Source organism: Paenibacillus sp. 2TAF8, from assembly GCF_052114825.1.
In the GTDB taxonomy this organism is placed as follows: Bacteria; Bacillota; Bacilli; order Paenibacillales; family Paenibacillaceae; genus Paenibacillus.
In genome coordinates, this window is the sequence record NZ_JBFRFN010000010.1 from 184,127 (window position 1) to 204,648 (window position 20,522).

A 20,522-nucleotide genomic window follows, 5' to 3' on the forward strand; every position below is an offset into this window, starting at 1 on the left:
TGATGCAGTTGATATATCTTGAACGAAGTCTGAATTGTACAAAAGGATTCCGGCAGTTCCCGGAATCCTTTCAATATTGAAAAATAGCCTTGATCCTAATTGGAAAACAGCCCTGTTTCTATGCGGTATTATAATGCCTCAGAGCTTTACCCGGTAGCTTTATTCTGCGTGCTCGTAAACGTCGAGGGCCTCTTGAACCCCGCGTCCAATCACAATCGGAGCTTTATGGCGGATTAACACAGCTTCCAGTGCGGATAGGACGAATAGTACGTTTTCTTTCCGACAACTGTAACCCATGGTACCGATTCTCCAGATCTGCCCATGTAGCGGTCCGAATGAGCTGGCGATCTCAATACCGAACTGGGTCAGAAGTGTAGTGCGTACAGACTCACCATCAATGCCTGCAGGGATTTTTACACAGGTGACGACCGGGAGTTTCCAGGTTTTATCATTAAACAGCTCTAGCCCCATGCCTCGGATACCTGCCATCAGTGCTTTTTCATGCAATCGATGACGCTCGAAACGTGCTTCAAGCCCTTCCTCCAGCAGAATGCGCAATCCTTCGCGCAGAGCGTACAACATGGACGTGGCCTCCGTATGATGGTTCAAGCGGCGTGGACCCCAGTAGTCTTGCAACTGGCTCAGATCAAAGTAATTACTGCGGATCGGGTGTGCGACATCCCGGCGATCACTCTCGAGTGCAACGCCACGTTCCACTTTTTTGCGGCTTGTCAGAATGCGTTCTACTCGTTCGTTATAGGTGACTGGTGCCATACCTGAAGGTACTGAAATGCACTTTTGAGTACCTCCAATGACGGCATCAAGCTGCCATTCATCCACTTTGACGGGTGCGCCCCCGATGGAAGCGACAGCATCAACCACCGTCAATACTCCGAGTTCACGGCAAGCCGGGCCGATTTGATCCAGTGGCTGCATGCAACCGGTGGAGGTTTCGCCATGTACAATGGCCACAATTTTGGGTTGAACCCGTTTTACCTCATCAATCACCGCTTGTTGGTCAAATACTTCTCCCCACGGGCATTCCATCAGATGAAGCTCGGCACCGTGGCGTTCTGCAATTTCAGTCAGTAGATGTCCGAAGCGTCCAAAGATAGGGACCAGCACTTTGTCGCCCGGTTCGATCAGGCTACACAATACAGCTTCCAGGCCAGAACGTGAAGTCCCATCAACCGGGAAGGCCCACTGGTTCGTCGTTTGGAATGTCTGCCGTAACATGTCCATGGTTTCGTTCATCATTCGGGTAAATTCCGGATCAAATTGTCCCAGGATGGGCGTTGCCATGGCTCGTAAAACTCTAGGGTCAACTTCGACTGGCCCTGGTGTCATAATCGTTCTCAAAGGTGCGTGAATTTCCCGGTACTGTGTCATCTCATATCGCCTCCTGGTTTCTGGTTGTTCGTTCAGTATGCCAGCTTATATAACAGGTCGATTAACAGGATTACTCCGCGCTGTAAATCTTCCGTATGGGTAAATTCCGCAGGGGAATGGCTAATGCCGCCCTGGCTTGGTACGAATAACAGTCCAGTTGGACAATACGTACCGAAAATCTGTGAGTCGTGCCCGGCTCCGCTGGTCATTTTTTTGTACGAGATTCCTCTGGTTTTTAAAATATTCTCAGTAGTTTGGTTCAACGTGTTATCCATCGCAATTGGAGGTTCATCCATCCATTTATGGTATACGACCTGTGTTCCGTGTTCAGCTGCAATGATCTCAAATTCGCCAAAGCATGACTCGCAAAATTGCTTAATCGTCTCCGCATCACTGTGGCGTATATCCAAACTGAAAGTGACCTCGCGTGCAATGACATTACCTACATTCGGTTTGACTTCCATTCGACCGACCGTGGCGACGAGTCCAGATTCATGTGCTTTGGCCCGATGCATCAACGACCGGATCAACTCGGCTGAGGTAAACATCGCATCGTGACGCCATTGCATGGGTGTTGTCCCGGCGTGATTGCTCTCACCGTATACCGTTATGTTATAGCGGCGTTGTCCCACGATGTGACTGACGATACCAATGGATTTCTCTTCCCGTTCGAGTACCTGGCCTTGTTCGATATGCAGTTCTACAAAACATTCCAGGTCTTTGCGTGTTGGCTGTGGATGAAGTCCTAGTCCGAAGCCAGCCCCGTGCATTGCCTGTTCAAACGGTATTCCGTTTATGTCTTTGATGTGGTGAACGGCCTCTCGGTCTTTTATTCCCGTTATGTTACCTGAGCCCCAATAGGTCATGGGAAAACGACTGCCCTCTTCCTCACACAACGACACCACTTCAATGGGTTTGAGTGGTAGGCCGTGATGTGTCAACAAATATTCCACCGCAATGAGTGCAGCAATGATTCCGTAGGCTCCGTCATACTTGCCACCGCCGATTACAGTATCAACATGAGATCCGGTTAATACCACGTTAGCCTCAGGATCACGTCCAGAGAGTCTGCCGAATAAATTGCCGACATCGTCATAACGTGCGGATAATCCGAGTTGTTCTATTCTAGCCTGGATCGCCTTCTGAGCCGCGCTCCAAGCCGGGTCATAGAGCAAACGGGTCACACCGCCGCTGTTGTCTTTTCCATACGAAGCCAGCCATTCGACCATCTCTTCGATCTGCTTAGACAAGGCAGATGGTTTCGATTGTTCAATCATCAAATGCAGTATCCCCCATTCCGGCAGCGCTAGCTTTCCAACCGATGTTAGATTAATTAACTTGGCATTGCGTTTAATTCATCGTAAAATAAAAAAAGTTAAAAATCATTCACGAAAATGTAGAAGAATATCTGAATTCATTGTGCATGTTAACCATAGGGGTGGAGAATGATGAAAATGAGTGACCTGTTGAAGCTGCCTGTATTCAACGGAACAATCGTAGTAGGGGGAAACGATGGTTTGAAGAGGGAAGTCCATACCGTCAATATGATGGATGCTCCTGATATCATTCCGTACTTAAAAAGAAATGAATTGTTAATTACGACCGCTTTTCACTTCAAGGACGATCTGCCGGCGTTGCTTGAACTGATTCGTGAGATGGGGCACCAGGAATGCGCGGGGCTTGGTATCAAAAGCAAAAGATTCCTCGGCAGCATCCCTGAATCAGCGGTTCAGCTCGCAAATGAGTTAGATCTGCCTCTGATGGAACTTCCCGTTGATCCTTCACTTGGTGATATTGTCAATAAATCGCTGAGCCATATTCTCGATGTGCGAACAACGGAGCTGCATAATGCGATACAGACCCATCGGCAGTTCACTCAGCAGATCATGAGTGGTCAAGGAATACCGAAGCTGCTAGATCAACTATCTTCCTTGCTGCGTTTGCCTGTGTTTCTACTGGGGCCATATCTCCAGCCGATCTTCGGCCGAGTTCCTGCTAGAACGGCAGCGCATCTGGAGGTGCTGTTATCCGGTGGAGGTCAATTTCATGTTGCACCTTCCCTGTTCTCCGCGTTTTCTCTGCTCGGGGAGGAACGTGAGACGTTAACCTTGTTTCCTGTATACACCCATCGGCAGCTGCACTTCCTCTGTATTGCGGGGTATGTATCACCGTCTGAACGTTCAAGCATTCTGACCATTGAGCAGGCAACGAACGTGATTGCGTTTGAATTAATGAAGGACAATGCTTTGAAGCAGAACCGGCGCCGGATCCAGAACGAGTTTTTTACTAACTTCATTGGAGGGGTCTTCTCAAGCAACGAGGAGATTGCAAGCCGGGCGCGGGAGTTCGGACTGTCCAGCGAGCAACGATACCTTTGTGCGGTTGGCAAGTTGAGCGGCAAAGATCGAACGACGACTTTCATGCAGTACAAGGCAGAACAGGATCAGATTGCCGAGCATCTTCAAGGGGAGCTCGGGAACTTCCGTCATCCGATATATCTATTCACCCATGACCGATCCTATGTGCTACTTATGCCGCTGGTAGAAGAGTGGGATCTGATCAAACCTTTCTTTATCGAGTTGCTGGAACGTCTACAACGTAAAATAGCCATGTATTACGAATCGGAGTTGTCATTTGGTCTCAGTAGTTATGCCCAGCTGCTTACTCAAGTTCCTTTATCTTTTAAAGAGGCCAATGAGGCGCTCTATTTCGGAAGTATATCGGGGAAAACAAGCTTTATTGAATTGTATCAGCCGAAGGAAGTATCTGAAATTCTGCGTCTGATCCCTCATGACCCTCTAAGGAAGTTTTATGCGGATACGATGCAAGGCTTCGAGGACGAGACACTTAAGGATCATCATATGCTGCTTCATACGTTGTCCGTATATCTGGAAACACACTGTCATCTTGCCGAGACAGCCAAGCGACTTTACATTCACCGGAATACCGTAATTTATCGGTTGGAGAAATGCGAGGAGATTATTGGTCGCAGCTTGAAAGACCCGGAAGAGACGTTGCGACTGCGAATGGCCTTTCGGATCAAAGCTTTGCTGCCGGAAGATGGGAAAGCAGAGTGGTAAAAAAGTAGCTGAATGGATTGTTGGTCGAAAGCGTAATGTGAATTTAAATTCGAACCAACATGAAGTGTAGATGTAGATGTAGAGATAGATTAAGCAAATGGCAATGCAAAAGCAGGCTGATATGAACTGCAACTCCGGGGTATTTGTTAGTAACCGAGAGTGGTTCATTTCAAGCCTGCTTTTATGATGAGCACATTTGTTTATGGTTTGCTCAGTCTCTTTTAGACAGCGGTAGCCACTTCAGCACATCCTGGATTTTCATGTCCCAGTAACCCCATTCATGTTCTCCTGGCTCTTCCTCATAAGTTAACTTGAAGTCTGTATCGGCACAGGCTTTGCGGAACGTCTGATTATCTTCATACAGAAAATCCTCTGTTCCACAGCATTGATAGAGGAGTGGTCGTGGGGCCGTGTTATGTTTACTCTCCTGGAGCAAATGGATCAAATCGTTCTCTGAGCCTGCAAATTGTGGGCCGAAGATGCGTAACAGTTCAGCCTGCCGTAAAGCGGACGGGACGTCATTATTTAGATGAGCAGCCATGTCAAGAGCGCCCGAAAGACTTGCTGCCGCAGCGTACTGATCCGGTTTGCGTAAAGCTAGCTTAAAGGCACCATATCCACCCATGGATAGGCCAGCTACGAAATTATCTTCGCGTTTAGCTGAAAGCGGGAAGAACGAGCGGGCCAGTGTTGGCAGTTCTTCGCTTATAAATGTCCAGTAACGCCCTCCCTCTGCCATATCCGTGTAGAAGCTGCGATGGACCTGCGGCATAACGACCGCAATGCCAAGTGAAGCGACATAACGTTCAATCGAAGTACGGCGTAGCCAAATGGAGTCATCGTCTGACATTCCGTGAAGCAAATACAGGGTGGGGTGCAGACCGGAACCTTTCACATTTTCCATACCGATCTGAGTGTGGGTCTGCTGTGGCAGAATGACATGCATGCTTGTGCTTAATCCGAGGGCGTCCGAGTAGAAATCGCATTTAATGAGTGCCATACCAAAAAGTAACCCCTTTCATGAATGGATGTTTAAAAGATGTTTCTATGCAATGGAAAAGGTAAGAAAGCGGGACAATACCAGCTACTATTCAAGGTTATACCCAAAATAAAGTAAACGCAACGAAAGGTTATAAAACGTATTCGATAATTGCAAAAATAACTTGTTTACAATCAAGTTTAGGAACAAACAACAAACAAAGAAAAGTTTATTTTTATCACATATGATTCTCGGATCTTTACAACGTAACAATGTTTTGTTACACTGTATTTAATGGAAAGGGGGTCCTAAAATGACAGATGATTTGATCTCCAAAAAAGAACTGCTTGACCTGACAGGTATTTCATACGGTCAACTATATCGATGGAAACGGAAAAACCTCATTCCCGAGGAATGGTTTATTCGAAAGTCTTCTTTTACGGGACAGGAAACATTTTTTCCAAAACAGCAGATTTTACAGCGGATCGACAAGATCATTCATATGAAAGACGGACTGTCGCTGGATGAACTGGCGGATGTGTTTTCGCCAACACTTGGTGAGGTGGAGATGTCCGATCAGCAATTGCTAGACCGAAACATTGTTTCGTTGGCTTCGCTTGATCTGTTAAATGAGGCTGGACGCCAGCAGGCATTATACGGTTTGGAACAGATTATGATGCTATATGTGCTTGAGAAGTTGCTTCTCAGCGGGGATATCACGCAGCAGGAGGGATTGCTCTTGATTGATGTGATGTCTGAGCACTACTATCGGTTCCGAGATCGGGCAAGTGAACTGCTGCTTATTCGCAAGATGGGCGTACCTACCTTTATGGTGGTGAACTCGGGAGCAGAGCTTTATTTTGATCATGGGGTAAAAGTGGTACTCCGCATTCCGCTGGCAACGTTCATGGAAGAATTGAAAATTAAATTAGGCTGAGGGGGATTTTATAATGGAAGAACGTCACTTGAGAAATGATCTGAATGTTACAGGGTCTCGTAAAACAACAGGCGGTTCCTATCATCGGGTAAATATCGACGGTATGGCTAAACTGGATGGTGATCTGGATTGTTCCTCCCTGAGTGTTAACGGCACGCTGAAAATCTATGGTTCCCTCGTCTCTGAAAGCACAACGGTTAATGGTATGGCCAAAGTGGAGGGAGAACTTCGCACCCAGTCTCTTGATGTCAACGGAACACTGGGAGTCCACGGTGCAGCTCAAGCCGAGAGCACAATGGTTAATGGAATGTGTACGATTAATGGTCCGCTGGTTAGCTCCCGGGTACGTGTGGATGGCATGACCACGATTAATGGAGACCTGTCTACACCTGAGTTTACCGTGAACGGAAAGTGTAATGTGCGCGGTGGAGTGAACGGTGAACGTATTGATATCGGGGGTATGGCGACTATTGATGGAGATGTGCAGGGAGAGAAAATCGACGTTCAGGGTAATATTAAGGTGGGCGGACTTCTTAATGCGGACAGTGTGGAGATTCGATTATACACGTCCTCTTCAGCAAGGGAAGTAGGCGGCGAGCGGATCGACATCCGGCGCAAGGAACGCAGCGGATTCTGGAAAGCACTCGGATTAGGCGGGGCACCATCCTTCAGGGCTCAGCTGATTGAGGGCGATGAAATTGTACTGGAAGATACCGAAGCAGATACGGTTCGAGGGAATCGGGTCCATATCGGTCGAGGCTGTAATATCCGGTTTGTGGAGTATTCTGGTGAACTATCCGTTGATCCGGAAGCAAAGGTGGGCAACAGTACGCGAATCTAGCCAATAGGCATGATATAAGAGCGAGAGACGACCCTTATGACTTTTAAAGGATAGAGCTGATGGTTATCCCTCGAGATAGAAGGTTTTGCCATAAAGCAATCGGTCCTTGGACTGATTGCTTGTTATTTCTTTTCGGATATACTAATGCAGTCATATGAATAGAACGGGAATGGAGAGATTAACAATAATGGCTGCACGCAACAATAAAATTGGATTTGTGCTGGCAGGTTTGCTGCTCAGCATCTTAATGGCCTCTATGGATAATACCATTGTGGCTACGGCCATGGGGGATATCGTGGGTAAGCTCGGCGGACTCGACAAGTTCGTCTGGGTAACCTCTGCCTATATGGTGGCCGAGATGGCAGGTATGCCGATCTTCGGTAAACTGTCGGATATGTATGGACGTAAAAAGTTTTTCGTCTTCGGGATTATCGTATTTATGATTGGCTCCGCATTGTGTGGAACTGCGACATCCATCGTGGAACTGACGATGTACAGAGCGATTCAAGGGATTGGTGCAGGAGCACTGGTGCCGATTGCATTTACGATTATGTTCGATGTGGTTGCACCTGAATCCCGGGGTAAGCTGGGTGGGTTGTTTGGAGCAGTATTCGGTCTTTCGAGTGTATTTGGGCCGTTGCTTGGGGCTTATATTACAGAGTATGCAACATGGGAATGGGTGTTTTACATCAATCTGCCTCTCGGGTTGATTGCATTTCTGTTTATCGCATTTTTCTATAAAGAATCTCATCAGCATCAGTCACAGCAGATTGACTGGCTGGGTGCTGTTACACTCATTGGTGCGGTGGTCTGCCTGATTTTTGCTCTGGAGCTGGGTGGCAAAACATTTGCCTGGGATTCTGCACAGATTCTAGGTCTTTTTGCCGGATTCGTCATGCTGGCGCTGCTCTTCCTGTATGCAGAGACGAAGGCCAAAGAGCCGATTATTTCATTCAGCATGTTCCGCAAGCGGGTGTACTGGTCAAGTAACGTTATTGCCATGTTCAGTGGTGCTGCGTTTATTACAGCATCGGTGTATATCCCGATCTTTATCCAGGGTGTACTCGGGGGTAAAGCGACCAACTCGGGTCTTGTTCTGTTGCCGATGATGCTAGGTTCCGTCGTGACGGCTTCCATGGGCGGTGTACTCATGACCAAAACGAAATATCGTAATATCATGATTCCAACGCTGGCCTTGCTTGTCGTAGGTCTGGGCTTACTGACGACATTGGATGAAGGTTCATCCTTATGGACGATTCGGGTATACATGGTCATGATTGGCCTTGGTGTCGGTGCATCCTTCTCTGTGCTTAGTAACGCGGCTATGAATGCCTTCGAACCGCAAAGACGCGGCGCAGCGAGCTCTACATTGAACTTTTTGCGTTCTCTGGGCATGACGATGGGCATCACGATCTTTGGCATTGTACAGAGTCAGGTCTTTACACGCAAAATGACGGATGGCATGTCTGGTGCTGCTGGAGAAGCTGGTGCATCGGCTGGAGCGCCTGCTGGTGGTCTGCCTGCGGGGATGGATCTAACTGATCCGCATGCACTGCTATCACCAGAACTGCGTCAAGGGATTCCTCCGCAGGTGTTGGATTCCATCACACATGCATTGTCATCTTCCATTGTACAGCTGTTTGCTTGGGCGGTTATTCCGGCAGTCCTCGCTTTGATCGCGTCCTTCTTCATGGGGAACGAGAAGATGGTTGTAGGAGAAGAGCAGCACGAGTATACGGCTGGGCACTGACGTAGATGGATAGCAGAGTCATATTCGACCGTGTGTTTGAAGAATCAATACAGTGTGATCTTGGCTTATATCGTTTTCAAACTTAAGCTAAGGAAACAAAAGGTATGCAATTAAACGGGTTTCACAAATTAGTAAATCCAATACACCTGTCTCATATCCCGTACAAGGGTATAAGGCAGGTGTATTATACTTTTGAAGGATCATTCGTTTGGTGTTTTTAAGGCTTATATTTACTTTGAACAAAAATAAGTTGAACTTTTATTTACACAATAACGGAGAGGACAGAAAAAACCTGGAAAAGCGGAGCGTTCGCCTTTATCACCGGATTTCCCCTTTGGAAAAGGGAATCAAAAAAATCCGGGGATAACAGCGATTGGAAGGTTATTCTGTCCTTGGAGTGTTACGTGTAAACAAAATGTATTTTAACTTATCTATTTGCACCTAAGTTTAAGGCTGATTCCCCTCACGAATGCCATCCTCCACCACTGAAGGTTGCTGTGGATCAGGTATGCTAATATGGCCTGATCGGGCAATGAGGCGGTTTTGTGCTTTGTAAGTGTCGCGTGAGATCGTCTTGGATTCTACTACCTTGCCATCGACTCTTTTCGTACGTACCGTCTCAACAATGTACCCGGGCTGTCCATTCTGAAGCACTTGCTGGGCGCCGTCTGGTAGCATGTTGCTGGATACATACTTTACGGGTACACTCAGCGTTTCAATCGTACGAGACTCCACCGCATAACTGACGTTCTCCGGGAATGTGCCGAAAAATTTCACGACCATGCGCCCGCCTTGCACCTTCGCGTGGATCAACAGGGATTTCTCGGTGCTGTTTCGAAAACGAAAGTTAATGGCGCCTGAGGCATATGTGGCATCCAGCCCTTTCGGTAAATATTTAACGGGCAATGAGTGATTACGCCGTTCCACAATATCCAGGCCCGTTAGCAGAGCAGCGTTATATACAGTACTGGATACCTGACAGATTCCTCCGCCGATTCCGGGTGTCAGCCGGCCATTCACGATGACCGGTGCTTCCCGAAAACCGTATTCCTTCTCCGCTTTGCGAATTACCTTTTCATAGTCGAACACACCTCCAGGTGGCAAAACCATCCCGTTGATGGCCTGAGCAGCCGCGCTGACGTTATGTATCCGACCTTGGCTGCTGTTTCCCAGTCCTGTGGAAAATTGAATGATTTTTCGCTCGATGCCTTCCTGCTTCAGCGAATTGATCGTTACCTCTGGTTTCAAGGTGTATAGAGGTAAAAGAATACGGATGGGTTCTGGTTTTACTCCCTCAATCACATCGTTCAGATCTCTATGTAGCTTAGTCTGCATGAGGGTGCTGAGTGTTTTCCAATCAATCCGGCGCACACTTTTCTCCGGAATGTACTGCACTTGATCATTTACGGTGATCCGGCGGATCGCTTCCGCCGGGATACCGAAGGTTTCTTTTTCCCAAGCAGGGCTAAGCAATTGTTGTAGGGTTTGTTCGTTGTAGGTCATATCGAGTGGGAAGGTCTTGGGGAATTGATACCGTGCATACGCCCGTTCCCACAGGTTCCCCTCATCCAGCTGTTTTACTGCAGCCTTGAAACTGTTTGCACTGTAACTCACTCCTAGTTCGGCGGCGGTATGTGACATCGTTATTGGGTTTGGTTCAGCCACTTCGATGGTGACGGGCCAGTCCTGCAGTTGTTGAACGCGGGTATTCAGTTCTGCCAGTACATCCTTTCGAAGTTTACCATCGAGTGCCCAGCCACCGACCTGTATTCCTTTGGGGAAGTTGGGCTGATTCACGTACATATAGAGCAATCCATAGGACGCGGAGCCGATCAAGAGCAGGGAGAACAGGGCAATGACCGTTACATGTATTTTTTTCATAACCGAACGCTCCTTTTGGCTTCTGTTGTTCCGGAATTCGTAACACTCTCTATCTATATGATCCAAGAGTGGAAAACTTTCGGGTACTCAATAGGTAACAAATTTGTTACAATAAACTTCATATGAATCCATGCTTCACCATCAAAAGAGGGACAGGATGGATTTTTCCTGATGAATTTCAGGTCTTTTTAAAGGAAATGCCGGGATTGTGTCGAAATGATAATGGCTAACTATGCGAGCAGGAAGTGATGATGTGATAGAAATGCAGGACGTGTGGAAGACCTACGCCAACGGTACCCACGCATTACAAGGGGTGTCGGTGAAGATCGACCGCAATGAATTTGTCTATATCGTTGGTCCATCCGGTGCAGGCAAATCGACATTTATGAAGCTGATGTACAGAGAAGAAGTGCCGACCAAAGGGCAAATATCCATTAATGGATTTAATATTGGCAAGTTAAAACCACGAAAAATTCCTTATGTGCGCCGTAACATTGGCGTTGTGTTTCAGGATTTCCGTCTGCTGCCGAAGATGACGGCATTTGAGAATGTCGCGTTTGCGATGGAAGTTATTGAAGCGCCTAAGCGGCATATCAAGAAACGGGTGATGGAAGTGCTCGATCTGGTAGGGCTGCGCAGCAAGGCCAACCGGGAACCTTCACAACTCTCAGGCGGGGAACAGCAACGGATTGCAATCGCACGGGCAATTGTGAACAATCCTTCCGTCATTATTGCGGACGAGCCTACAGGGAACTTGGACCCGGAGACGTCATGGGGCATTATGCAGTTGCTGGACGAGATCAATTTCCGGGGCACAACGATTGTTATGGCCACGCACAACAGAGACATTGTAAATACGATGCGTAAACGGGTTATCGCCATTGAACGCGGACAGATTGTACGGGATCAGATGAGAGGGGAATACGGTTATGAATTTTAGTACTCTCTTGCGACATCTGCGGGAGGGCTTCAAGAACGTATTCCGCAATGGCTGGATGTCCGTGGCATCCGTCATGTCGATTATCGTCTCTCTGTTTATTCTTGGCGTGTTTATGCTGCTTGTACTTAACGTGAACTCTATGGCCAATCAGGTAGACAGCCAGGTAGAGATTAGTACGTTTCTGGAACTGAATGTGGACGAGAACCTGCGCAATGTCATTGGTGAGGAGATCAGTGCCATGCCTGAAGTCAGTGAGATTCGAATTGTTCCGAAGGATGTAGGATTAAAAGAATTCCGTGATCGTCTAGGCGAAAATGCCGACAATGTTCTCGGTGGTTTCGATGTAGATAACAACCCATTGCCTGATACGATTGAAGTCAAAGTGATTGAGCCGGAAACGGTCAATTTTGTCGCGCAGAAGATTGAAGAATTAAACGAGAAACATGCCGAGAAGCCGATCATGAAAGTGAACTACGGCAAGGAAACGGTAGATGTGTTGTTCAAATTTACGAAGCTTGTTCGTAATATCGGATTTATTTTTGTCGGGGGACTGGGCCTGATGTCGATGTTCCTGATCTCGAATACGATTCGCGTAACGATTCTGGCTCGCCGCCGGGAGATTGGTATTATGAAACTGGTTGGGGCGACCAACACCTTTATTCGCTGGCCTTTCTTTATTGAAGGGGCGTTAATTGGACTAATCGGTTCCATCATTACAGTCGCCGTTCTGTTCTTCGGATACAGTCAATTGATGTCGACGATTGGTCAGGATGTCTTCATGCAGATGCTGAATCTGATTCCGTTAAGTGAAATTTGGCCACTGATGGGAACGTTGCTGATCGGTCTGGGCGTGCTCGTAGGCATTTTGGGCAGTACACTGTCCATTCGCAAGTCGCTCAAAGTGTAGAAAATGTCGAAAAGAATGGCAAAACAGGTTCATTATTGAACGCTGTTTGACGATATGTAGGAAAGACGCAACTGTTGTTTTGATAAAAGAAAGCAAAGAACATGCTGTTCACCACCTGTGCAGGTTGCTTTCTTGTGAATTCATAGGATGGGAGATCATCATTTTGAAAAAAACCGCTTCGCTGCTGGCCTTCATGTTACTGGCCGGTATGACGTTTCAACCTTCTGACGGATATGCCAAGAATAGCATCAGCGATATTGACCAGCAGATTAAACAATTGGAGAGCAAGGCGGCTTCCGCCAAGCAGGAGCAAAAGAAAGCTGCGGCCAACAAAAAGGAAGCCCAGCATTACAAAAATAAAACCAATGATTATCTGAAGGTTGTTCTGGAACAGATTAATGTCGTAAGTGATGAGCTGGCGAGTGTATCATTGCAGATTGAGAATACGGAGGAAGATCTCCGTACAACGAAAAAAGATCTGCAAGCGGCAGAAGACCGGATCGTTGCAAGAGAAAAGCTGCTGGAATCTCGTGTGCGCCTGATGTACACAGATGGGGCAGTCTCTTACCTTGATGTCCTGTTGTCCTCCACCAGCTTTACCGATTTTCTGACCCGCGCGGACTCGCTTAAAACGATTGTGGATCAGGATCAACATCTGCTGGATGAACATAAAAAGGACAAGCAGCTTGTAGTGGAGAAAAAGGCAGATTTGGATCGGCAATATGCAGAAGCTAAAAGCCTGTATTCACAGAAGAAACAACGCAAGTCGCAGTTGAACGAGAAAGAAAAGGAAAAGCAAGTGCTTCTGGCTTCATATGATGCTAAAATTGAACAATCTGAAGAGTTGACGGCAGAGCAGGATGCTGTGTTGATGCAGATTGCCGGCAAGCGTTCAGCTTTGTTACAGGAAAAAAATAAATTGCGTGAGCAACAGGCAGCAGCAGCAGCCAAAGCTCGGGCTGAAGCAGCGGCACGTGCCAAAGCTGCAGCTAAAGCGCCAACGCGTGTAAGCTCGAACGGCAACAGTGAAGTGACCTATTCATCAGGCAACGGTATTTTTGGTAGACCGGTCTCTGGTGGACGTATTTCTTCATCTTTTGGTCCGCGGGTTCACCCGATTACGGGAGAAGTAGGCAAAATGCATAATGGTGTCGATTTTGCCGTTCCAGTAGGTACGTCAGTTCATGCAGCTTCTGGTGGAATTGTGATCATGGCTGAATGGTACAGCGGTTATGGATATGCAGTTATTATTGACCATGGCGGCGGGCTGTGGACACTTTATGGTCACTTGCGTGAAGGTGGACTTAAGGTCAGCAAGGGAGATACGGTAAACAAAGGTGATACAATTGCCGAGTCTGGCAATACAGGTAACTCGACTGGACCTCACTTGCACTTTGAAGTGCGAGATAACGGATCAGCTGTGAATCCGATGAACTATTTGTAGATTGTCTGATTTAATGCGATGCAACTTATATAAGTTGAACTATTTATTTACACTCTAACGGAGAGGACAGAAAAAACCTGGAAAAGCGAAGCGTTCGCCTTTATCACCGGATTTTCCCCTTCAAAAAAGGGAATCCAAAAATCAGGGGATAACAGCGATTGTAAGGTTATTCTGTCATTGGAGTGGGCTGTGTAAAATTTTCAGTTCAAATTATATAGTTTAAACTTCGAATGGAAAAATCATAATCCGTACAAGCTAGACATATACTAAGCTGGCATGTTCAGGGAAATGATTCGGGGCAGTCCGAATCGGATGCGCTTCAAAACTAAAGGCGGTGACATACGGATGATGAAAAAAAGATCGGCGCTGCTGTTCGTTATTTTGGGACTGCTTGGCGGGAGTCTGTTAACCATCGTGTTAATGACTTACCCTGGCATTACAAGCCAGGTTAAACCCGGCGAAGGACTGCTGGCAAGTGTAACCGGCAGCTCACAGCAGAAAAACGATTTGAAGAAGATTGAAACCGCAATGGATTTGATCTCCGGCAACTATTATAAAGATGTGGACCGTACCAAACTGATTGATGGTGCGATCAATGGCATGATGGAATCTCTCGGTGATCCGTACTCCAACTATATGGGACAGGAAACAGCTGCCCAGTTTGAGGAGTCCATCGAAGGTTCATTTACCGGCATTGGTGCAGAGGTTTCCTCACAAGACGGTAATGTCGTTGTCGTTTCCCCAATCAAAGGTTCACCTGCTGAAAAAGCAGGTATCCGTGCGAAAGACATCATTATGTCGGTTAACGGCGAATCGCTTCAAGGGCTAGAACTCAACAAAGCGGTTAACAAGATTAGAGGTCCAAAGGGTAGCGAAGCCAAAGTACAGGTGAAACGCGCGGGATCGACAGAGCCGATTGAATTTACGATTGTTCGTGATGATATTGATCTGGAAACCGTCTATGCACATATGGAAGATGGCAATATTGGTGTCATTAACATTACGCAGTTCTCGCTGAATACAGGTGAACGCTTCAAGGAAGAACTTGCTAAGCTGGAGAAACAGAATATGAAAGGCCTGATCATCGATGTTCGGAACGACCCGGGCGGTGTACTGCAAGTCGTCATTGATATTGCAGAACAGTTCGTACCGAAAGGCAAAGTCATCGTTCAGGTTGAAGATAAAAACGGTAAGAAGGAACAAAGCAAATCGAATGGATCAGCCAAATCTTATCCAATTACCGTATTGATGAACAAGGGTAGTGCAAGTGCTTCCGAGATTTTGGCAGGAGCTTTGCAACAGTCCGCGGGTGCTACGCTTGTGGGTGAAAATTCTTTTGGTAAAGGAACTGTACAAACCAGCTACGATAAACAGATGGGCGACGGTAGCCTGCTGAAGATTACGATCGCCAAGTGGTTGACACCAAACGGTACCTGGATTCATGAAAAAGGCATCAAACCCGATATTGCAGTGAACCAGCCAGACTATTTCTCGGTTGCACCGATTAATAAGGAGAAGCTGCCACTGAAATATGACAGCAACAGCATGGATGTGAAAAGTGCTCAAACGATGCTGAGAGGACTTGACTTCAAGCCGGATCGTGTGGACGGATACTACGACCAGAAAACCGAAGAAGCCGTCAAGGCGTTCCAGAAGAAAAAAGGCATTCAGGTTACAGGCCAGATTGATGAAAAAACGGCAGAATCTCTGGAAGCTTCTCTGATTGAACGAATTGCCAATCCTCAATATGATGCACAGCTGAAACGCGCGATCGAAAATGTCTCAAAGGATATTTCGTCCGCGGTGTCGAAGCCATAAAGAAGGCTGATTTTCAGCCTTCTTTTTTTCTGAACCGGCTGAAGGAGAGGAGCGAAACGCTACAATGGAATGGGTATGGCCTTGGTTAGCTACATTAGGGGAAGCGTTGTTACAGTTGTTGATTCAGCCGTTTTATTATATGGCAGTTATTCTGATTGCTTTAATTTATCATCGTCAACTGCTCCAGGAACGTAAACTCTTCCATGTACGTATGCAAAGTTCGATCACGCAAACGATTCGAGCTGTCCTTGGGGGAATTGTCATTGGAGTGCTGGTGTCCATGATATCTCTTTTCCTTGGAACTTATCTTACGCTGGGCAGTATAATCAGCATATGGATTGCAGCATTGGTTTTATCTTTAATTCGTATCCGTTATCTGTGCTTTGCCTATGCAGCGGGGGCACTGGGGATTCTACAATTTGCTCTGAATGTAGCCTCCAACTGGCAGCCTGTCGGTATACTTGGACAGGCTGTGGACACGGTGCGTGCATTGGACATGCCTGCGCTGCTCGTTCTGGCTGCGCTGCTGCATTTTGGCGAAGCTGTATTAGCTCGAATGCAAGGTGTTTCTATGGCCTCACCGTTTCTGATGGAAGGCAAACGCGGGAAGTTGGTAGGCGGATATCAGATGCAACTCTTCTGGGCGATTCCGCTGCTGATTCTTGTACCGACAACCGGAGGCATTACAGAACTGGCGTGGACTCCGCTATTTCATACAGGCCAGAGCTATACGCTGATGGCACTGCCGATCTTGCTTGGTCTTAGCGAGAACACACAGAGTATGCTGCCTGGGCGCAAACTTCAGCTTTCAGCCAAACGTTCAATGCTGTATAGCTTGGCTTTGCTTGTATTCAGCCTGCTTGCCGTATGGTGGTCACCTTTGACGGTGATTGCAGCTTTGGTTGCTTTTGCCGGGCATGAGCTTCTGGTGTGGTATAGTGCACTCGAGGAGCAACAACTTAGTCCTGCATTTGTTCACCCACAACATGGGCTCAAGGTATTGAGTGTGATTCCGGATAGTCCTGCAGCAGAACTCGGGATTGAAGCCGGGGAAACACTATATAAAGTGAATGGGGTACTTGTGCACTCTCCAGAAGAACTGCACCGGGCACTGCGGATGAATCCGGCTTTTTGCAAGCTGGAGGTTCGTAATCATCAGGGAGAGAGCAAGTTTATGCAGCGGGCGATTTACGAAGGCGAGCATCACCAGCTTGGTGTGATTATGGCACCGGATAAACACGAGGGTTGGGCGGTTCAGCCGCGTGCGGTTACGCTGTTTCATGTGATGACACTCAAATTATTCACACGCCGGAAAGAGCAGCGTACCGATGAGGCTCCACTTGCTTTGCCACCAGCCCCTGTAGCGAGTGACAAAGGGTCGGTCGAAATGTAATAAAAGGTACTTCCAAACGCTTTTGCTGGCGTGAGGAAGTACCTTTTTGCATTATTTTTTGAGCATAAAGATGGCGATTTGGGTGCGATCCCGCAAATGCAGTTTGCCCAAAATTTCAGTTACATAGTTTTTGACCGTACCTTCACTGAGAAACAGCTTCGCCGCAATTTCTTTGTTGGATAGTCCTTCAGATATAGCTTCGGCAACAGAAAGCTCCATGCGGGTAAGCCCGTGCGTTTCAAGTGGCTCGTTTACCGAAGGAGGGACTGGCGTGCGAAGCAAACCCGCAAGTTTGCGTGCAATATCCGGATGGATCAGCATATCCCCGTTATGGACGGTTTTGATGCCCTGTACGATACGGGCAGGAGGGACATTTTTGAGCAGATAACCACTCGATCCGTTCTGTAATGCTTGAATGATATATTCATCGTCGTCAAAGGTCGTCAGCATCAGCACCTGGATAGCGGGAAAACGGGTTTTGATCAGAAGAGTTCCTTCGACCCCATCACATTCGGGCATACGAATATCCATCAGTACAACATCTGCTGGAGTTCCTGATTCAAGGCAGGCAAGTGCCTCCGTCCCATTGGAAGCTGTACCTGTAATGTGGATATCCGTATCCAGGCCGAGCACCACGTTCAGGCTTTCCCGGATGAAGGGATCGTCATCGACAAGAAGGACCTGGATCATTGAAGGTTGCCCAGACAAGGCTTCTTTCTGGCTACTATTGTTTGGTTCCGTCATGAGCATATTCCTTTCCTTCTTACAGTAAATTCATTTTGTTTGTAATGGGGATTCGAGTGATAACGGTATATGGGGCAGTGGATTGAACCTCAATGGTACCTCCAATGAACTGTGTACGCTGGCGCATACCCTCGTGCCCAAAGCCCGTTGTTGTACCGGCATCTAAAAGGGAATGTGTGCTGCCATCATTACTGATGCTCATACAAATCTCCTGATGTCCAAAAGCCAGCTGCAAACGAATGGAAGTGGCTTTACCGTGTTTAATGGCATTCGTCACAGCTTCTTTGGCATTTTTGAATAACACAATCTGCGTACTTGGATAGAGAGCGTGTGGTTGACCAACAATTTCGTAATGGGTCTGTATCCCTGTATCGCGGCCGACTTCCTCTAATAGACGATCCAATGCGTAGGTATCGGATGCATGAAAATCAGGACGAAGTTTATGAAGCGTGTTACGCATATCATCCATACTTGCGGCAAGTTGATCTCGAATCTGCTTGACCATTTCGGTACCCTGTTCGTTATTCAAGGGTAGCGTGAGCAATGCAGCCTCTGACATCATTTTTGTGCGGATTAGACGATGTCCGATATCATCATGAAGCTGACGGGATATTCGAACACGTTCTTCTGCCTGAGCCGCATCTTCTAATTGTTTGGAAAATAAAAGCAGTTGTGCACGCGTTTCTTGCAGCTCATAATGCTTATGCCGTAGCTCGTCATACACATGCTCCAGTTGCTGACGACGGTGTGCCGCTTTGGCTCCTTGCCAGGAGAGGGCCGCCGTCATCCATAGGAGCAGGTTCACACCAATGCTTATCTTCACAGAGTCCGAGAAYCAGCTAATGGTATTCATTTGAACTTCTATGGCTCCAGGACTGAGCGTAGTTGGAGTTGCAACATGCCAGTACAATGCGAGATTCGTTGTAATCAGCTGAATCCCTAAAATGAACCATCTTATAGATCCACCGAGTCGATACATATAAACATAGAGAACGGATAGAGAGATGAAAATCATAAAGGGACCATATAGTGCCATCAACCAGCTTGCCCACAAAATTTCTGCCAGAAATAACAGCGTTTGCCCTGCGCCTGAACTAGTAAAGCGGTTTGCTACAGCGAGTCCGATCGAGATCAGGATGTAAAAGGTATACTGTGCTTCGCCATGTAAAGGAAGGGTCAAACTGAACAACACAGCAGGTACAACTAATAAACCATATTGCAGGAATCCCAAGGGCATATGTAAATTACATCCTTTTTATATGGATTGAAGAATAAAGTGTTTGCAGATGGAAGAAAGCCAGGATAGAACTCCCGATAACGCATCCTTGATTATAACATAGGCCACCGCAACATCAGGAGATGACTTAAGTCACCTTTGGATGATGACTTTATGTACCTTCGCCAAGAGGACACATTCGTTACAATAGACTTAGGAATATCGCGGTAAGAGCTCATATGGGAGGGGCATACGTAGATGAACATATTGGAAATGGATCACGTTGTAAAACGATACGGCAGCAAGTTATCGGTGGATCACCTCAACTTAAGTGTACAGAAGGGAGAGATTTTTGGTCTGCTTGGCCCGAATGGAGCGGGGAAAAGCACCACCATTAGCATGATTGCAGGTCTGCTCAGCATGGATCAGGGAGAGATCAGACTGGATGGCATATCGGTGAAGGAGAGACCACTCGATGTGAAGCGTAAGATTGGACTGGTTCCGCAAGATTTGGCTTTGTATGAAACGATGAGTGCTGCGGATAATGTTACATTTTTTGCCCGGCTGTATGGATTACGAGGCAAGATGCTCAAAGAGAGAGTACAGGAATCTCTTGAATTTGTCGGTTTGCAAGATAAGGCCAAGGATGCCCCATCTACCTTCTCGGGAGGCATGAAACGCAGACTCAACATCGCATGTGCGCTCAGTCATCGACCCGATCTGATTATTATGGATGAACCCACCGTCGGCATTGATCCGCAATCCCGCAATCACATTCTTGAATCGGTGCGAACGCTCAACAAGATGGGCTCGACTATCATCTATACAAGTCATTATATGGAGGAGGTTGCAGCGATCAGTAATCGGGTAGCCATCATGGATCAAGGCCGGATTATTGCTTGTGGAACTGAGGCCGAACTAAGGGAACGAGTTGCATCGGAGGAAAAAATTGTACTTGCAACTTCGGGCATTGATGCCGGTGTTGTAGAAGAACTTAAGCTTCACCCACGTGTACGGGCAGTAGAAGTTACGGAAGACACATTAACGATTATGCTGCCTTCGGCACAGCAGGCACTGCAAGATATGCTGTTTATTTGCAGCAAGCATGACATATCCATCCAATCCCTCCGGGTCGAAGAGCCGGATCTCGAAACGCTTTTCCTCAATCTGACCGGGCGTACGCTTCGAGACTAGGAGGAGATG

Annotated in this window: 16 protein-coding genes; 10 read left to right on the forward strand and 6 right to left on the reverse strand. The window is 47.2% G+C overall.

What is annotated here, in order from left to right; translation table 11 throughout:
* Positions 1-159 precede the first annotated feature (159 nt).
* Together AB4Z30_RS16985 and allC are read right to left on the reverse strand one after the other, a co-directional pair.
* Positions 160-1,389 carry a pyridoxal-phosphate-dependent aminotransferase family protein gene (locus tag AB4Z30_RS16985; protein WP_441928421.1) on the reverse strand — a complete coding sequence of 410 codons (1,230 nt, stop codon included), beginning with the start codon at positions 1,387-1,389 and terminating at the stop codon, positions 160-162.
* A 32-nt stretch (positions 1,390-1,421) separates the two neighbouring features.
* Positions 1,422-2,666: an allantoate deiminase gene (gene allC, locus AB4Z30_RS16990; protein ID WP_441928423.1), complete on the reverse strand. Its 1,245-nt coding sequence runs from the start codon at positions 2,664-2,666 to the stop codon at positions 1,422-1,424.
* Positions 2,667-2,834: 168 nt separating this feature from the next.
* Here allC and AB4Z30_RS16995 point away from each other — a divergent pair, with 168 nt between their 5' ends.
* Complete coding sequence (locus AB4Z30_RS16995) at positions 2,835-4,469, forward strand: PucR family transcriptional regulator (RefSeq protein ID WP_441928425.1); 1,635 nt, start codon at positions 2,835-2,837, stop codon at positions 4,467-4,469.
* Positions 4,470-4,680: 211 nt separating this feature from the next.
* Here AB4Z30_RS16995 and AB4Z30_RS17000 read toward each other — a convergent pair whose 3' ends face one another.
* Positions 4,681-5,469, reverse strand: a complete 789-nt coding sequence (locus AB4Z30_RS17000; protein ID WP_441928427.1) for an alpha/beta hydrolase — start codon at positions 5,467-5,469, stop codon at positions 4,681-4,683.
* Positions 5,470-5,761: 292 nt separating this feature from the next.
* Here AB4Z30_RS17000 and AB4Z30_RS17005 point away from each other — a divergent pair, with 292 nt between their 5' ends.
* The 3 genes from AB4Z30_RS17005 (at position 5,762) to AB4Z30_RS17015 (ending at position 8,976) form a co-directional block, all read left to right on the forward strand.
* Positions 5,762-6,385 (forward strand): YhbD family protein, encoded by a 624-nt coding sequence (locus AB4Z30_RS17005; RefSeq protein WP_441928429.1) that lies wholly within the window; start codon positions 5,762-5,764, stop codon positions 6,383-6,385.
* A gap of 13 nt (positions 6,386-6,398) precedes the next feature.
* The gene (locus AB4Z30_RS17010) at positions 6,399-7,226 is read left to right on the forward strand and encodes a hypothetical protein (RefSeq protein WP_441928431.1); all 828 of its coding nucleotides are present in this window, start codon (positions 6,399-6,401) and stop codon (positions 7,224-7,226) included.
* A 187-nt stretch (positions 7,227-7,413) separates the two neighbouring features.
* A complete protein-coding gene (locus AB4Z30_RS17015) occupies positions 7,414-8,976 on the forward strand; it encodes an MDR family MFS transporter (RefSeq protein ID WP_441928433.1) in 1,563 nt (520 codons plus the stop codon).
* Between the two features lie 447 nt (positions 8,977-9,423).
* Here AB4Z30_RS17015 and AB4Z30_RS17020 read toward each other — a convergent pair whose 3' ends face one another.
* Positions 9,424-10,857 carry a VanW family protein gene (locus tag AB4Z30_RS17020; RefSeq protein ID WP_441928435.1) on the reverse strand — a complete coding sequence of 478 codons (1,434 nt, stop codon included), beginning with the start codon at positions 10,855-10,857 and terminating at the stop codon, positions 9,424-9,426.
* A 253-nt stretch (positions 10,858-11,110) separates the two neighbouring features.
* Between AB4Z30_RS17020 and ftsE the strand changes: the two genes are divergently transcribed.
* The 5 genes from ftsE to AB4Z30_RS17045 all read left to right on the forward strand — a co-directional run bounded on the left by ftsE (position 11,111) and on the right by AB4Z30_RS17045 (position 17,359).
* Positions 11,111-11,797, forward strand: a complete 687-nt coding sequence (gene ftsE / locus AB4Z30_RS17025) for a cell division ATP-binding protein FtsE (protein WP_441928437.1) — start codon at positions 11,111-11,113, stop codon at positions 11,795-11,797.
* Positions 11,787-12,704, forward strand: coding sequence for a permease-like cell division protein FtsX (ftsX, locus tag AB4Z30_RS17030; protein ID WP_441928439.1), 918 nt, complete (start codon positions 11,787-11,789; stop codon positions 12,702-12,704). Before ftsE ends, ftsX begins: the two co-directional genes overlap by 11 nt.
* Positions 12,705-12,867: 163 nt before the next feature.
* Positions 12,868-14,148, forward strand: a complete 1,281-nt coding sequence (locus tag AB4Z30_RS17035) for a murein hydrolase activator EnvC family protein (RefSeq protein ID WP_441928441.1) — start codon at positions 12,868-12,870, stop codon at positions 14,146-14,148.
* Positions 14,149-14,493: 345 nt separating this feature from the next.
* Positions 14,494-15,966: a S41 family peptidase gene (locus tag AB4Z30_RS17040; protein ID WP_441928443.1), complete on the forward strand. Its 1,473-nt coding sequence runs from the start codon at positions 14,494-14,496 to the stop codon at positions 15,964-15,966.
* A gap of 64 nt (positions 15,967-16,030) precedes the next feature.
* Entirely contained in the window at positions 16,031-17,359 is a 1,329-nt protein-coding gene (locus tag AB4Z30_RS17045) for a PDZ domain-containing protein (RefSeq protein ID WP_441928445.1), read from the forward strand.
* A gap of 51 nt (positions 17,360-17,410) precedes the next feature.
* On the opposite strand, the gene AB4Z30_RS17050 is transcribed toward AB4Z30_RS17045, so the two are convergent.
* Both AB4Z30_RS17050 and AB4Z30_RS17055 read right to left on the reverse strand, forming a co-directional pair.
* Positions 17,411-18,049 (reverse strand): response regulator, encoded by a 639-nt coding sequence (locus AB4Z30_RS17050; protein ID WP_441928501.1) that lies wholly within the window; start codon positions 18,047-18,049, stop codon positions 17,411-17,413.
* A 73-nt stretch (positions 18,050-18,122) separates the two neighbouring features.
* Complete coding sequence (locus AB4Z30_RS17055) at positions 18,123-19,340, reverse strand: sensor histidine kinase (protein ID WP_441928447.1); 1,218 nt, start codon at positions 19,338-19,340, stop codon at positions 18,123-18,125.
* Positions 19,341-19,577: 237 nt separating this feature from the next.
* Here AB4Z30_RS17055 and AB4Z30_RS17060 point away from each other — a divergent pair, with 237 nt between their 5' ends.
* Positions 19,578-20,513 carry an ABC transporter ATP-binding protein gene (locus AB4Z30_RS17060; protein WP_441928449.1) on the forward strand — a complete coding sequence of 312 codons (936 nt, stop codon included), beginning with the start codon at positions 19,578-19,580 and terminating at the stop codon, positions 20,511-20,513.
* Positions 20,514-20,522: the final 9 nt, after the last annotated feature.

Excerpts from the sequence above, each read along its gene's own strand:
- allC (WP_441928423.1), bottom strand. The coding sequence starts at position 2,666 with ATGATTGAACAATCGAAACCATCTGCCTTGTCTAAGCAGATCGAAGAG.
- AB4Z30_RS17045 (WP_441928445.1), top strand. The coding sequence starts at position 16,031 with ATGGAATGGGTATGGCCTTGGTTAGCTACATTAGGGGAAGCGTTGTTA.
- ftsX (WP_441928439.1), top strand. The coding sequence starts at position 11,787 with ATGAATTTTAGTACTCTCTTGCGACATCTGCGGGAGGGCTTCAAGAAC.
- AB4Z30_RS16985 (WP_441928421.1), bottom strand. The coding sequence starts at position 1,389 with ATGACACAGTACCGGGAAATTCACGCACCTTTGAGAACGATTATGACA.
- AB4Z30_RS16995 (WP_441928425.1), top strand. The coding sequence starts at position 2,835 with ATGATGAAAATGAGTGACCTGTTGAAGCTGCCTGTATTCAACGGAACA.
- AB4Z30_RS17015 (WP_441928433.1), top strand. The coding sequence starts at position 7,414 with ATGGCTGCACGCAACAATAAAATTGGATTTGTGCTGGCAGGTTTGCTG.
- AB4Z30_RS17060 (WP_441928449.1), top strand. The coding sequence starts at position 19,578 with ATGAACATATTGGAAATGGATCACGTTGTAAAACGATACGGCAGCAAG.
- AB4Z30_RS17020 (WP_441928435.1), bottom strand. The coding sequence starts at position 10,857 with ATGAAAAAAATACATGTAACGGTCATTGCCCTGTTCTCCCTGCTCTTG.
- AB4Z30_RS17040 (WP_441928443.1), top strand. The coding sequence starts at position 14,494 with ATGATGAAAAAAAGATCGGCGCTGCTGTTCGTTATTTTGGGACTGCTT.
- AB4Z30_RS17050 (WP_441928501.1), bottom strand. The coding sequence starts at position 18,049 with ATGATCCAGGTCCTTCTTGTCGATGACGATCCCTTCATCCGGGAAAGC.
- AB4Z30_RS17000 (WP_441928427.1), bottom strand. The coding sequence starts at position 5,469 with ATGGCACTCATTAAATGCGATTTCTACTCGGACGCCCTCGGATTAAGC.
- AB4Z30_RS17005 (WP_441928429.1), top strand. The coding sequence starts at position 5,762 with ATGACAGATGATTTGATCTCCAAAAAAGAACTGCTTGACCTGACAGGT.
- AB4Z30_RS17010 (WP_441928431.1), top strand. The coding sequence starts at position 6,399 with ATGGAAGAACGTCACTTGAGAAATGATCTGAATGTTACAGGGTCTCGT.